Source organism: Citrobacter sp. RHB21-C05, from assembly GCF_013889015.1.
Taxonomy (GTDB): Bacteria; Pseudomonadota; Gammaproteobacteria; order Enterobacterales; family Enterobacteriaceae; genus Citrobacter_A; species Citrobacter_A sedlakii.
In genome coordinates this window covers 1447127-1459834 of the sequence record NZ_CP057611.1, presented here as the reverse complement: position 1 = coordinate 1459834, position 12708 = coordinate 1447127, and the positions used below count along the sequence as shown (strand labels likewise).

14 protein-coding genes are annotated in these 12708 nt (G+C 56.9%); 3 read left to right on the top strand and 11 right to left on the bottom strand.

Translation table 11 applies throughout. The annotated features are described in order from the left end of the window. Positions 1-18 precede the first annotated feature (18 nt). Positions 19-294: a hypothetical protein gene (locus tag HVX72_RS07020; protein WP_181822840.1), complete on the top strand. Its 276-nt coding sequence runs from the start codon at positions 19-21 to the stop codon at positions 292-294. On the opposite strand, the gene HVX72_RS07015 is transcribed toward HVX72_RS07020, so the two are convergent. Together HVX72_RS07015 and HVX72_RS07010 are read right to left on the bottom strand one after the other, a co-directional pair. After that, positions 284-1480 (bottom strand): nicotinamide mononucleotide deamidase-related protein YfaY, encoded by a 1197-nt coding sequence (locus HVX72_RS07015; protein WP_181822839.1) that lies wholly within the window; start codon positions 1478-1480, stop codon positions 284-286. The genes HVX72_RS07020 and HVX72_RS07015 overlap by 11 nt on opposite strands. A 93-nt stretch (positions 1481-1573) precedes the next feature. Then, on the bottom strand, positions 1574-2116 hold the full coding sequence (locus HVX72_RS07010) for a YfaZ family protein (protein WP_042290635.1): 543 nt from the start codon (positions 2114-2116) through the stop codon (positions 1574-1576). Positions 2117-2428: 312 nt separating this feature from the next. On the opposite strand from HVX72_RS07010, the gene nudI reads away from it, so the two are divergent. Continuing rightward, on the top strand, positions 2429-2854 hold the full coding sequence (gene nudI / locus HVX72_RS07005; protein WP_181822838.1) for a nucleoside triphosphatase NudI: 426 nt from the start codon (positions 2429-2431) through the stop codon (positions 2852-2854). Between the two features lie 55 nt (positions 2855-2909). Here the strand turns inward: nudI and HVX72_RS07000 are convergent, their stop codons facing one another. The 9 genes from HVX72_RS07000 to HVX72_RS06960 form a co-directional block, all read right to left on the bottom strand. Continuing rightward, positions 2910-3515: a histidine phosphatase family protein gene (locus HVX72_RS07000; protein ID WP_181822837.1), complete on the bottom strand. Its 606-nt coding sequence runs from the start codon at positions 3513-3515 to the stop codon at positions 2910-2912. Positions 3516-3775: 260 nt separating this feature from the next. Then, on the bottom strand, positions 3776-5146 hold the full coding sequence (menE, locus tag HVX72_RS06995; RefSeq protein WP_181822836.1) for an o-succinylbenzoate--CoA ligase: 1371 nt from the start codon (positions 5144-5146) through the stop codon (positions 3776-3778). Next, positions 5143-6105, bottom strand: coding sequence for an o-succinylbenzoate synthase (gene menC, locus HVX72_RS06990; RefSeq protein WP_060570119.1), 963 nt, complete (start codon positions 6103-6105; stop codon positions 5143-5145). The genes menE and menC overlap by 4 nt, the downstream gene beginning before the upstream one ends. Further along, positions 6105-6962, bottom strand: a complete 858-nt coding sequence (menB, locus tag HVX72_RS06985) for a 1,4-dihydroxy-2-naphthoyl-CoA synthase (RefSeq protein WP_042290647.1) — start codon at positions 6960-6962, stop codon at positions 6105-6107. The genes menC and menB overlap by 1 nt, the downstream gene beginning before the upstream one ends. 14 nt (positions 6963-6976) lie before the next feature. Next, a complete protein-coding gene (gene menH, locus HVX72_RS06980) occupies positions 6977-7735 on the bottom strand; it encodes a 2-succinyl-6-hydroxy-2,4-cyclohexadiene-1-carboxylate synthase (RefSeq protein WP_181822835.1) in 759 nt (252 codons plus the stop codon). Beyond that, positions 7732-9402: a 2-succinyl-5-enolpyruvyl-6-hydroxy-3-cyclohexene-1-carboxylic-acid synthase gene (menD, locus tag HVX72_RS06975; protein ID WP_181822834.1), complete on the bottom strand. Its 1671-nt coding sequence runs from the start codon at positions 9400-9402 to the stop codon at positions 7732-7734. The genes menH and menD overlap by 4 nt, the downstream gene beginning before the upstream one ends. Before the next feature lie 84 nt (positions 9403-9486). Further along, the gene (gene menF / locus HVX72_RS06970) at positions 9487-10785 is read right to left on the bottom strand and encodes an isochorismate synthase MenF (protein ID WP_181822833.1); all 1299 of its coding nucleotides are present in this window, start codon (positions 10783-10785) and stop codon (positions 9487-9489) included. 96 nt (positions 10786-10881) lie between these two features. Continuing rightward, positions 10882-11187, bottom strand: coding sequence for a stress response protein ElaB (elaB, locus tag HVX72_RS06965; RefSeq protein WP_042290656.1), 306 nt, complete (start codon positions 11185-11187; stop codon positions 10882-10884). A gap of 54 nt (positions 11188-11241) precedes the next feature. Continuing rightward, complete coding sequence (locus HVX72_RS06960; RefSeq protein WP_060570114.1) at positions 11242-11703, bottom strand: GNAT family N-acetyltransferase; 462 nt, start codon at positions 11701-11703, stop codon at positions 11242-11244. A 65-nt stretch (positions 11704-11768) separates the two neighbouring features. Here HVX72_RS06960 and rbn point away from each other — a divergent pair, with 65 nt between their 5' ends. Continuing rightward, on the top strand, positions 11769-12686 hold the full coding sequence (gene rbn / locus HVX72_RS06955) for a ribonuclease BN (RefSeq protein WP_181822832.1): 918 nt from the start codon (positions 11769-11771) through the stop codon (positions 12684-12686). Positions 12687-12708 lie beyond the last annotated feature (22 nt).

The window sequence follows — 12708 nt, the reverse complement described above, 5'->3', positions numbered from 1 at the left end:
TGAGATACTGGAATCAGTGTGATCGGTACGCAGGGGGAAATTTGTGAAGCACATCAAATCGCGCCTCACTTCCAGCAGAATGGAAAAAAAATGAGGAAAAATGTGAATAAACGCACGGATTTTTTCGGCGGGAGTACAGCAGGTTGGACAAGCATGACGGCTTATTGCCGGATGGCGACTGACGCCACGGTGGGCATCTTAAAAAGCGCTATCGCCCAGGCCCGGTATGCCGTAACGCAACCGGGCAGTGTGCCGGATACTTTTTACAAGCGAGTCAGCGCAATCAGAGCGTAAACGACTCGACCACCTCAATCCAGCCGTGCTCTGTCGCGATCTCCTGATGGTTAAGCCAGCGGCGCAGCATATTCAGCGCCATCATCGCGCAGACTTCCTGACGCACCTGTAGGCTATGCCGTGTGACGCTAAAATGAACCCGTAGCGCCCAGGTGCCGTCTGGCGTGGCCAGGGCAAAATTAAGATGCTCGTTTTCCAGGCCGGATACCGCCAGCGCCAGACCGGCATAATGGTTACCGCGACGCTCATTCGTCCAGTGCGCGGTTTGCGCCAGCGTTTCTTCCTGAGAAGGCACCACTTCACTAGCCAGAAGCGGCGCGCCCGCCCTTGAAAGTTGCAATGCCACCAGCCCTGCGGTGTACTGCTCGCTGAGCGTCAGGCTAAGCTGTCTTTTCTGCAGTTCACGGGCAATTTGCGCAGGCAGGCCTTCCGTGCCTTCAAAGATCAGGCTTTGTCCGGCAACGCGCTTCACCTCCTGCCACAGGGTTTGCATCGCTTCACGCTGGGCGTATGGGCCAGTGAGCTTCAGCTCGATGATCGGCATTGACGAACGGTACCCCAGCGTCACACCTTCCGGCAGCGTCAGCGAGTCGAGGCTTTGGGCAAGATCGCTTTCCGAACGTCCGAAGGTCGTCAGACGCAGACACAGCGGTGCTTCGCTCAGCGCGAAGCGTTCACGCAGGCGCGGCAGGATCTCGTGCTCAATCATCACCTTAAATTCAGACGGCACGCCCGGCGTGAAAAACATCAGGCAGCGATTCAACTGAACCGCAAAGCCACAGGCGGTCCCGACCGGATTGTTGATAAACTCGGCGCTGGCCGGCAGCTCCGCCTGTTTGCGGTTGCTGGGCGCCATCGCCCGACCGCGCTCGCGGAAAAAACGCGCCATTTCAGCAAGCCAGGGTTCATGTAACACCAGCCCCTCCCCCTTTGCCGTCGCCGCCGCCAGGGCGCTCAGATCATCGCTGGTGGGACCCAGCCCACCATTGACGATCAGAACATCTGCGTGCTGGCTGCGCTCGCGCAAAACGGCGACCAGGTCGTCAAGATTGTCGCCCACCGTGTTGCGACGCGTTAAGGGTAATCCCTGATTAAAGAAAAAATCGGCCAGCCAGGCGGCGTTAGTGTCGACAATTTGCCCATGCAACACTTCATCCCCGGTGGATAGCATCTCCACGTGTAACATCGTGTTCTCCTGCTTTTATGATGCAAACACTATAACGCATGAAGAAGGAGGAGGAGAAAAAAACAGGCGCGGCAGGACGCCGCGCCGAAGCGATTAGAAGCTGGCGTTAACCCCAACATACGGACCGTCAGCAATTGCGTTGTCGCGGTTGCCGTCTTTGCCCGCCAGATTCAGATAGCGATAGCCCGCTTCAATGCTCAGCGGACGCAGAAGGGTCCAGCGTGCGCCAGCGTTAGCTTCTTCGTAGCTGTCAATACCGCTGGACAGCGAGTCCGGTGAGTAATAGTACTCGCCAAACAGACGGAAGCTGTCGCCAATCGGCCACTGCAGCCCGCCGCCGACCGCCGCCGCGTAACCTTCTTCACCATCCTTGGGATTGGTATAAATGCCTTTGCCGCCGACCGTTGCCAGCATGGGTCCAAGAGGAATATTTAACCCCAGACCCAGACCTGCGGCGTCGCCGTCGTCATCGTTGTGCATCCAGTTACCGCTCAGCGCCAGGCCGCTGGACTCCGTACCAAATCCAACACCGAGATTGGTGTAATCTTCCCCCGCCTGACCGCTGATACTCATCGCATTCACGGTCGCAGACACGAACAGCATTCCAGCCAGTCCAACTATTACGCTTTTTTTCATTTTTACCCTTTCCAGCAAGCAATTGCGCAAAACGTCCCAAAACCGCCGGATTGTACTGTCATTAACGCAGGAATCAAGGTGTTAAAAAATGGTTAGTTCAGGGTTTTGTAACTAAATAAGATCGGTCTGGTAAGGGGAAACGGTAACGAAATCCGTATAGCCAATAGGGGCTTGCCCAGGATCAATTTTTTATTGATCAATCTTCCTTACATTAATTCCCGGTTTTGTCTGGAAAAGAGACGTTTTTTACTCGTGTTGTCAGGCGATATGCTTTTCGCTGGCACATTTACCTCTGCTTTAAGGAACATTATCGTGCGTCAAAGGACTATTGTTTGCCCCTTAATACAGAATAATGGCAGTTACCTGTTGTGCCAGATGGCCGACGATCGCGGTGTTTTTCCGGGTCAATGGGCCTTATCAGGCGGTGGCGTGGAGCCGGGGGAGCTAATTGAAGACGCCCTGCGTCGTGAGATCCGCGAAGAGCTCGGAGATGAATTGATACTCAGTGATATTAAACCCTGGACGTTCAGCGATGATATCCGTACTAAAACCTATCCGGACGGTAGTCAGGAAGAGATCTACATGATTTACCTGATCTTTGACTGCATTGCCGCTAACCGTGAAGTGCATATTAACGAAGAGTTTCAGGCCTTCGCCTGGGTCAAACCGGAAGATTTACCGAAATATGATCTGAATATCGCCACGCGAAAAACGTTGGGGCTGAAAGGATTACTTTAACAGAACATGACAGCCTTTATGGCTGTCATTGAGACGCTGATGAGATAAGCTTTTATTATTGAATCATCAATTGACCATCTAAATAAAGCTTACCGTGATCGGCATGCATCACTAAAGCGTCCAGATATCCCGGATCGTATTTAACGCCGCGCATATTTTCCGCCAGCCACGTCAGACAATGATTATGCGTAAAAATAACCGTATTTTTACCCTGTGACTGTTTGGCGAGGCGTAGAATAGCCCGTTGCGTTCCGCCTCCACATGTACGCATCGCGTTATCCACGGTGAGTTTCTTACCGCCGGAAAACCACGTCGCCGACTGAATAGTGCGTACGGCAGGACTGGCAAATAATGAATAATCGTTAATTTGTGCGGCGAACGTCTCTCCACGCGCCCTGGCCTGATGCGCGCCGTATGCGGTAATACCGGTTTTATCTGACAGACAGGGATGTTCGGAACGATCGCAGCGCTCAGCATGGCGAAACAGAACGATGATGGGGTGCTGCTTTGCCAGCAAGGCGAGCGTCGGGGTATTGATGCGCGGCAAACCGTTACTGCTCCACGCCACCTTGCCGCTAACACCAATCAGAACAACCAGACTGACGATCAGAATAGCGGCATATTTTCGGGAATGAGAAAAATACTGGAAAAAAGCTGACACGTCACTTTCCACGCAATAAAAATAAATAAAATACGGTCTACCTTTCGGTATACCAGTCGAAAATTCGTGTCGTGAACATGCCTTAAAACCTGAATAAAAGCAAAGGTTATTCAGGCGAATAATCCCTTTTTCGTCTTTATTTTATTTCTTAAGGTTAAATTAATATTCACCTGCTAATATTGCATTACCCGCTATTTAATAATTATTTCCCGAAGAGTTTAATGACATTTTTCGGGGAGATTGCTCCCCCCGCGTATTCATTATCGATCTGCGTAAATCTGTCGCACCCAGTCGGTCAACGCCCGGCGTGAAATTTTGATGCCGCCGTTTTTAAGCGTATCCGGCAGGATCAACCACCCCACCGGCTGCTGGAAACGCGCCAGCTTGTCTTTCACCCATTCGCGAAGGTCCGGAACCGCTTCGCTGGCGTCATATTCCACGACCGCAACGGGACGTTGGCCGAACTCGGCATCCGCCACGGGAACAATAAAGACCTGTTGCACCTGCGGATGGGCGGCAATCACCCGCTCAACCTCTTCCGGTTGGATCCCTTCGCCACCGCTAAAAAAGAGATTATCCAGCCGCCCGAGAAGGGTTAATTTATTATTAGACAGCACACCGCGATCGCGTGTAGCAAACCATCCTTCGTCGTTAACCAGCGGCGCCAGTCTGCCGTTTCGCCAGTAACCTGCCGCCATGCTCGCCGCACGCAGCCACACTTCGTCATTAACAACGTTGACTTCGCGTCCCGGTAACGGCCCCCCGACGTCCGCCTGCCCATCGGCCTCTTTGGCGCATACCGTCGAGGCAAATTCGGTCAGTCCGTAGCCGCACCAACAGCGAATGCCCTGCGCACGCGCCTGCTCCGTTAACGCAACCGGGATCGCCGCGCCGCCGAGCAGCACCGCCTTCAGCGAAACGGGCGTCTGGTTCATCAGCAACCGCCACAGTTGCGTTGGCACCAGCGACGCATGGGTGCATCCGGCCAGCATCTGCTCCAGCGGCTGTTTTTCCCGTACGGTCATCCGCGCGCCGGCAAACAGCCAGCGCCATAAGATGCCCTGACCGGAGACGTGAAACAGCGGCAGGGAAAGCAGCCAGTCGTCGTCTTTGCCGAAGGGTATCAGCGAGAGGACGCCTTCGGCGCTGGCGAGATGCGCCTGGCAGGTATGCACGGCGGCCTTAGGCAAACCGGTAGAGCCGGACGTCAGCGTCATTGAACTCAGACGCTGTGGTTGCCAGGCCACGCCATGATCGCCCGCCTCTTCCCGCATCGTCAGCGTCGTCAAAAAAGCAAAGGGATTGTCGCCTTCGCGATCCAGCGCAAACTGTAACGTCAGATCCGGCAGCAGCGTGGACAGAAGCGACTGCGGAAGCTGCGGGTTGATCGGCAGAACACGCGCGCCGCACTGCAATAGCGCCAGCCACGCCAACAGCGTCTGAGGATGGTTCCAGGCGCGCAGCATTACCCCACTGCCTTCCACCACGCCCTGCGCGGCAAAACCGCCCGCCAGCGCGTTAATGCGCTGGCAGAGCGCTTGCCAGGTGAGTACCTCATCATTCAGGCGCAGAGCGGGCGCATCCCCTCTTACCTGCCGCCAGTGACGCCACGGCCAGTCAGAAAAGCTCATTGCACCCGTTCCAGCGCATCAAGTTCTGTACACGGTAGCGTACTGCCCGGCCAGCGGCGAAGCTGCTGCGTCTGCATCAGGTTCAGGGTGTCGAGACCGGGAATGGTCTGCGGCGTCAGCCACGCGGCAATACGCGCCAACTGCGTTAAACCCAGGCTCGATTCAATGGACGAACTGATCACCGCCGTCAGCCCCAGCGCATGTGCGGACTCAACCTGTTGACGAACCTTGTCCAGCGAGCCGGTCAGCGTCGGCTTGATCACCACCGCGCGGACGCCCTCTTCCGCCTCGAAGGCGAAGTCGGCATCGCGCAGGCTTTCATCCCAGGCGATGGCAATACCGGTCTCACGGGCAAATGCCCGGGAATCGTCGCGGGTTTTACACGGTTCTTCCAGGAAAGCGATGCGATGGCGATAGTCCGGGTTGACGTACTTCGCAAATTGTTGCGCTTTCAGCGGTGTCCAGGCACGGTTGGCATCCAGACGCAGATGCAGCTCCGGTATCGCCTCCAGCAGCAGGTTAACCACCATGCCGTCGCGTACCGCTTCGTACAGGCCGACTTTTATCTTCGCCACTTTTTCACCAGGCATGTCGGCCAGTTGCAGCACCAGATCGTCCGGATCGCCGGTACACAGCGGCGCGGCGCGATAGTCCGCCGCCGCGGGCAGCATTCCCGTCAGTTCCGCCTGCGCGCAGCTGACGCCAAACGCCACCGACGGCATATCCGGCAGTAACTCGCCGCCCAGCAGCCAGTCGTTAACCCAGGCCAGCAGAGCCACCTGCGCATCTTCAACGGTTTCGAGGCTAAAGCCTGGCAGCGGGGAGATTTCTCCCCACCCTTCCCGTTCGCCGTCACGCAGACAGACATACAGCCCGTCGCGGGTTTTTAACCGCCTGTCACGCAGAACCACCCCCGCGTCCATGGGGATCTGCCAGCGGTATACCTGCGCGCTACGCATTACGGATTCCGTTTGAATTTGCTGAAATCAGGCTGACGTTTCTGGTTGAAGGCGTTACGGCCTTCCTGACCTTCTTCCGTCATATAGAACAGCATGGTGGCATTTCCCGCCAGTTCCTGCAGACCCGCCTGCCCGTCACAGTCGGCGTTCAGCGCGGCTTTCAGGCAGCGCAGCGCCATCGGGCTGTTTTGCAGCATTTCGCGACACCAACGCACGGTCTCTTTTTCCAGATCCGCCAGCGGAACTACGGTGTTAACCAGCCCCATATCCAGCGCCTGCTGCGCATCATACTGACGGCACAGGAACCAAATTTCACGCGCTTTCTTTTGTCCAACGATCCGCGCCATGTAAGATGCGCCCCAGCCGCCGTCAAACGAACCGACTTTCGGGCCGGTCTGACCGAAAATAGCATTTTCCGCTGCGATGGTCAGATCGCACATCATATGCAGCACGTGGCCGCCGCCGATGGAATAACCGGCCACCATCGCCACTACCGGCTTCGGACAGGTGCGGATCTGGCGCTGGAAATCCAGCACGTTCAGGTGATGTACGCCGGAGTCGTCCTGGTAACCGCCGTAGTCGCCGCGCACTTTCTGGTCGCCACCCGCGCAAAAGGCTTTGTCACCTTCCCCAGTGAGGATAATCACCCCCACGTTGTCGTCATAACGGGCATCCGCCAGCGCCTGGATCATCTCTTTAACGGTCAAAGGACGGAAAGCGTTGCGCACCTGTGGACGGTTAATGGTGATTTTTGCAATACCGTCGCTGGACTTCTCATAGCGAATATCGGTGTAGCCTTCAGAGCAGTCGTGCCATTCAACCGGTGCGTAAAGCATTGTTTCATCAGGATAGATCATAGTGTGTCCTTTAGTCAGAGACGCAGAATCTGCGCCAGACATGCCACCACGCCAGCGGGATTTTCCCGGTGCGCGTTGTGTCCGGCGTTACGAATCACATGGCTTTCCGCCGCTAATTCCGCCGCAAGCGCGCGGAATTTGCTGTCACGTTCACCACATAAATAATAAAACGGAAATGTCCGCGCGGTGAGCGCCGCGCGTAAATCGGGCTGCGCCGCAAGCGAGGTGGCTTCGAGCATCGCCGCCAGCGTGCCGCCGTTATTGTCGCTTCGCAGGGCAACCAGTTCGGCCCTTTGCCCGGCATTTAACGAGGCAAAAACGGGTTGTTGATACCAGTCGCTGAAAACGTCTCGCAGCGCTTCCTGGCGAAAACGCTGCGCCCAGTGAGCATCGGAACGACGGCGCGCGTCGCGCGCCGCCTCACTTTGTAGCCCCGGATGACCGCCTTCAACCACCAGGCCACACAGCCCGGTCATCCCCTGACAGGCTGCCGTCATCGCCACTCTGCCGCCGAGCGAGTAACCCACCAGCCAGTAGTCCAGTATGTTGTAACTAATTAAAGTACTGCGCAGTAATTCGATCACCTGCGCAAATCCGCTTACGCGAATCTCAGCGGAACCGCCGTGGCCGGGCAGATCGACATACAGACGGGAAAACGCCGTCAACTGCTCGCCGACCGCCTGCCATTCCCGGCAGTCGCCGGAAAAACCGTGCAGAAAAACCAGCCAGGGCGCGCCGGGCTGAGCGGGTTTCGCCTGCGCGTGCAGGTTCATAGATGGCTTACCTGCGCCAGCAGTTGCTGCAACGTCCGGGTGCCGTCGGTATCGTTAACTACCAGTTCAATCACCGTCGTCGCGGGTGTTCGCCACGCGCCGGCTATCGCCGCGTCCAGTTCATCCCAGGTTTCCGGACGATAATATTTCAGCTCGAACATCGCGGCAGCGTGTTCAAAATGGACATTTTGCGGCATCAGATAAAATCGCTCACGTTCGCTCTGCGGCGTCGGCAGTAGTGAGAAAATCTGTCCACCGTTATTGTTGACGACAATCAGTACGAACGGCGCGGATACCTGGCGCAGCAGCGCCAGCGCGTTCAGATCGTAGAGCGCCGAAAGATCGCCGACAATCGCCAGCGTTGATTTGGCGCTGGCGCGCTGTACGCCCGCGGCGGTTGACAATAAGCCGTCAATGCCGCTCGCCCCACGGTTGCTGTATACCGGATATCCCGCGGGTAACTGTGAAAACGCATCGATCAGGCGCACCACCAGGCTGTTACCGACGAACAACTGTCCCTGTTCGGGCAAATAGTCGCGGATGCGGTGCGCCAGTTGCGCTTCGCCAAACGCGTCACGACGCGCCGCCACCGCCTGCCAGGCCTGCTCAGCCAGACGCGGGATCGCCACGCACCAAGGCTTGCGTTTTTCCGCCGGATGCAATGCCAGCCAGTCGCCAATTTTCGCCACCAGACGGCGACCGCGATGATGGGCCGGATCCAGCCGCCCTTCGATATTATCGACAATCCAGTATTCGTCCGGCGTGCAGGTTGCCTGCCACTGCAGCAACCGTTTCCCGGTCAGGCTGCTGCCCAACTGTACGACAATCTGCGCCTGTTGCAGTTCGGTGACCGCCTTCGCGTTCCCGAGCCACAGATCGGCACAGGGCAGCGGTTGTCCGGTTTGCGACAGCACATCGCCAATCAGCGGCCAGCCCAGCGTTTGCGCCCACTCGGCAACCCTTTTACCCTCTTCCGCGCTCATGCGCCCGGCAACGACCACTCCTCGCTTCTGGCGCCAGAAAAACCAGTCGCGCTGCTTTTCACTTTCCAGCCGACGCGCTTCGCGCAGCCAGGGCTTGTCATCCTGCCACCAGTCGCCGAGGTGCTGCTGCCAGGCCAGTCCCGTGTCGTCCATATCGCCATACAACGGTTCGGCAAAGGGACAGTTGATGTGCACGGCGCCAGCATGCAGTGACGCCAGCGCGTTATCGATGGTCGAAACCAACCAGCTTGCCGGAATATCCTGCGTCGGACGCGGCAGCGAGATCGTTTGCGACGGATGGGACGCAAACATCCCTGCCTGGCGAATGGCCTGATTCGCACCGCAGTCGATCAGTTCAGGGGGGCGATCGGCCGTCAGCAGAATCAGCTTTTCACCGGTCAGCCCCGCTTCAATCAGCGCCGGATAGAGGTTAGCCACCGCCGTACCGGACGTGACGATTACCGCCACCGGTTGTTTGCTCGCCTTTGCCAGTCCCAGCGCCAGATGACCAAGTCCACGCTCATCGAAATGCGTGTGGTGAATAAATGCCGCGTTTTCCGCCGCCGCCAGCGTGAGGGGCGTGGAACGCGAGCCAGGGGCAATGCAGACATGCCTGACACCGTGGCGAGTTAATGCTTCCAGAATGACCGCCGCCCAGCGTCGGTTAAATGCGCTTACTGACATGAGTTTGTCCGGTATCAATATTGCGACTCAGTATAAAGAATGGAAAAAATGGATTATTGATATGAATCGGAATTAAGTGACTCATTATCCGTCCATCTGTAACAAAGTTCGCAGACCTGCGGCTTTATTGTTGATTTCCTGCCATTCCTGTTCGGGATCGGAACCGCGAACAATGCCCGCTCCGGCATACAGTCTGACCACGTTGTCGGTGATTTTCGCTGAGCGCAGCGACACGCAAAACTCGCTTTGCTGTAACGACAGATAACCCGCCGACCCGGCGTACCATTCGCGTTCGAACGGTTCATGTTGATGAATGAACATCCGCGCGCGATCCCGGGGGATCCCCGCCACCGCCGCCGTCGGCTGGAGTTGCAGTAAGCACAGCGTATCGTCAGGCTGATTCAGCGCCGTCCAGATGCAGCGGCGCAAATGCTGGACCTTTCGCAGCCTCAGCACTTTTGGCGGCAGCACGTCCAGCGAGTGGGTATGTTGTTGTAATCGCTGGCAGATATCTTCGACCACCAGCATGTTTTCGCGCTGATTTTTATCGTCCTTCATTAACCACTCGCCCAGTTGCCAGGCTTTGTAGTCATCAGGATCGTTAGCGACTGTACCCGCCAGCGCCTCGGTCCGGAGCGCGGTATCCCGCCGCCGCCAGAGTCGCTCCGGGGATGAGCCAAGAAAAGCGCTGTTCGCGCAAAAGGCCATGTAGAAATGATAGCAGTTCAGATTCAGACGACGGCTTGCCGCCATCATCGCGGCCGCATTCACCGGACGAGAAAATTGCAGATCGCTGGCGCGCGCCAGCACCACTTTTTCCAGTTGGTCTTCGGCAATCGTGCGCGTTGCCTGCTGAATCAGCGTCACCCAGCCTGCTTTTTCCGGCCAGTGCTGCTCGCCAATCAGGGTGAGCCGCAGCGCCGCCAGCGGTTTGACGCTCGCCAGTGAAGCGATAAACGACAGCGCCCGGTCGGCATCCTCACGCAGCGATCTGTCGCTCCAGACATGCAACCGCAGCACCGCCACGCCCGCACAGCGCCGCCATTCCAGACGGGGCAAAAAGAGTTCGCCCGTTTTCGGGTCGAAGGCGTTCAGTCCCCAGACTCGCAGGTCGCTTTGCTGTGGGTGGTCGCGAAGAAAACGCTGCGCGGCATCAAGCGAGGAAAAGCGGGAAACCGAACCGAGCACGGCGGCTTCTTCATCGCCGTTGCGCTGCTGCCAGTAAAATTGTGGGTAAACAGGCTGGCTCGCAAGCCAGCTTAACGCGTCGAAAGCGTCATTGAGGGGGAAAGGGACATCGAAAACCCGCATGCCCGGCGCGGCGGGTAATTCCTGCGATAAAAGGCGCGTCAGGCTTTCCAGCGCAGTAGTGAGTGAATTCACGCGGACCTCTCCCTGTTAAAAACCTCACATTATACGGGGTACTACAGAAAAAATGCAGTACCCCAGTTTAGGGAGTCGATGCGTTTCCGGTGAGGGTTAACGCCGTGCGAGCAGCAAGCCCAGTACCATACCTACCGCTGCGCCCACGCCGATCCCCTGCCACGGTTTTTCATGCACATAGTCATCAGCGCGATATACCGCCTGTTTTGCGCGATAGTAATAGCTGTCGGACGCATGGCTGACGCGATTTTTTACATCTTCCAGCGCTTGTTCTGCGCGCGCTTTGAGTTCGATATACTTTTGATCGGCAGGGTCACCCGAAGAGCGCAGCACCTCTTCCAGCGTCTCGCTCAGCAACGTCAGGTCGTCATCAATACGCGAATCACCAAACTGATAAGACATTCTCGTTCTCCATTTTAGTAAAACCTGTTCCTAACTATAGACAACGACGCGGATTTACGCCTGAATTGCCTCACGGGCCATACCGATATGGGCAATGCCGTCTTCATCATAGACATCGGTCACGGGCGTAAAACCGAATCGCGCGTAGAAGTTTTGCAGATGCGCCTGCGCGCCGAGATACAGCGCTTTTTGCGGCCAGTGCTGCTGGCAGGCGGCGAGCGTCCGGGACATCAGATGTTGGCCAAGCTTTTCGCCACGCAGGGCTTCGCTGACGATCACCCGGCCAATGACCACCGGCTCCAGCGCGTTGTCACTTTTCAGAATCCTCGCGTACGCCACCAGCTCATCGTTATGCCAGCCGAGGATATGGCGGTTTTCACCCACCAGATCGTCGCCGTCAATATCCAGATAAGGGCAGTGCTGTTCGACGACAAACACCGCGCAGCGCAGTTTAAGTAGCGCATACAACGCGGGAACCGTTAATTGTGAATGATGCAGATCTTGCCAGGTAATCATCGCGCCCTCCTTTTGCTCAAACGTTTTATACTAGCCAGAATAAGTTGAAAAAGTGTAATGAAATAATGGAATTTATCTTTTTAGGTACCTCGGCGGGCGTCCCTACCCGCGCGCGCAACGTCACGGCGATATTGTTGCATCTGCACCATCCTACTCAGCCCGCGCTGTGGCTGTTTGACTGCGGGGAAGGCACGCAGCAGCAGATGCTGGAGACGGCGTTTCATCCCGGCAAGATTGAACGCATTTTTATCAGCCACCTGCATGGCGATCATCTGTTTGGTTTACCGGGTCTGTTGTGTAGCCGCTCAATGGCAGGCAATCCACATCCGCTGACCCTTTATGGACCCAAAGGGCTTCGTGAATTCACCGAAACCAGCCTGCGCCTGAGCGGTTCGTGGACCGATTATCCACTGGATATCATCGAGATTACCGCCGGTGAAATCCTTGACGACGGCTTGCGCAAGGTGACCGCCTACCCGCTTGAACACCCGCTGGAATGCTACGGCTACCGCGTTGAAGAACACGACAAACCGGGTGCGCTTGACGCCAACGCGCTGAAAGCCGCGGGGGTTACGCCGGGTCCCTGGTTTCAGGACTTGAAAGCCGGAAAGACAATTACCCTTGATGATGGCCGCACCATCAACGGCGCGGACTACCTTGCTCCGGCAACCCCGGGCAAAGCGGTGGCCATTTTTGGCGACACGGCGCCCTGCGTCGGCGCCCTTGCGCTGGCGAAAGGGGTTGACGTGATGATTCACGAAACCACCCTGGATGCCTCGATGGAAGAGAAGGCCAACAGCCGGGGTCACAGCTCCACCCGTCAGGCGGCGATGCTGGCGAAAGAGGCAGGAGTCGGCAAGCTCATCATGACGCATATCAGTTCACGTTACGATGAAACCGGCTGCCAGCGCCTTCTGGCGGAGTGTCGGGCCATTTTTCCGCACACGGAACTGGCTGCGGATTTCGCCGTTTTCACGGTTTAACGCTCCACTTTTTGTCCCCGGT

Coding starts and splice junctions, on each gene's coding strand:
- HVX72_RS07015 (WP_181822839.1), bottom strand. CDS start 1,480: ATGTTACACGTGGAGATGCTATCCACCGGGGATGAAGTGTTGCATGGG.
- HVX72_RS07010 (WP_042290635.1), bottom strand. CDS start 2,116: ATGAAAAAAAGCGTAATAGTTGGACTGGCTGGAATGCTGTTCGTGTCT.
- menE (WP_181822836.1), bottom strand. CDS start 5,146: ATGAGCTTTTCTGACTGGCCGTGGCGTCACTGGCGGCAGGTAAGAGGG.
- menC (WP_060570119.1), bottom strand. CDS start 6,105: ATGCGTAGCGCGCAGGTATACCGCTGGCAGATCCCCATGGACGCGGGG.
- menB (WP_042290647.1), bottom strand. CDS start 6,962: ATGATCTATCCTGATGAAACAATGCTTTACGCACCGGTTGAATGGCAC.
- menH (WP_181822835.1), bottom strand. CDS start 7,735: ATGAACCTGCACGCGCAGGCGAAACCCGCTCAGCCCGGCGCGCCCTGG.
- menD (WP_181822834.1), bottom strand. CDS start 9,402: ATGTCAGTAAGCGCATTTAACCGACGCTGGGCGGCGGTCATTCTGGAA.
- elaB (WP_042290656.1), bottom strand. CDS start 11,187: ATGTCTTATCAGTTTGGTGATTCGCGTATTGATGACGACCTGACGTTG.
- HVX72_RS06960 (WP_060570114.1), bottom strand. CDS start 11,703: ATGATTACCTGGCAAGATCTGCATCATTCACAATTAACGGTTCCCGCG.
- rbn (WP_181822832.1), top strand. CDS start 11,769: ATGGAATTTATCTTTTTAGGTACCTCGGCGGGCGTCCCTACCCGCGCG.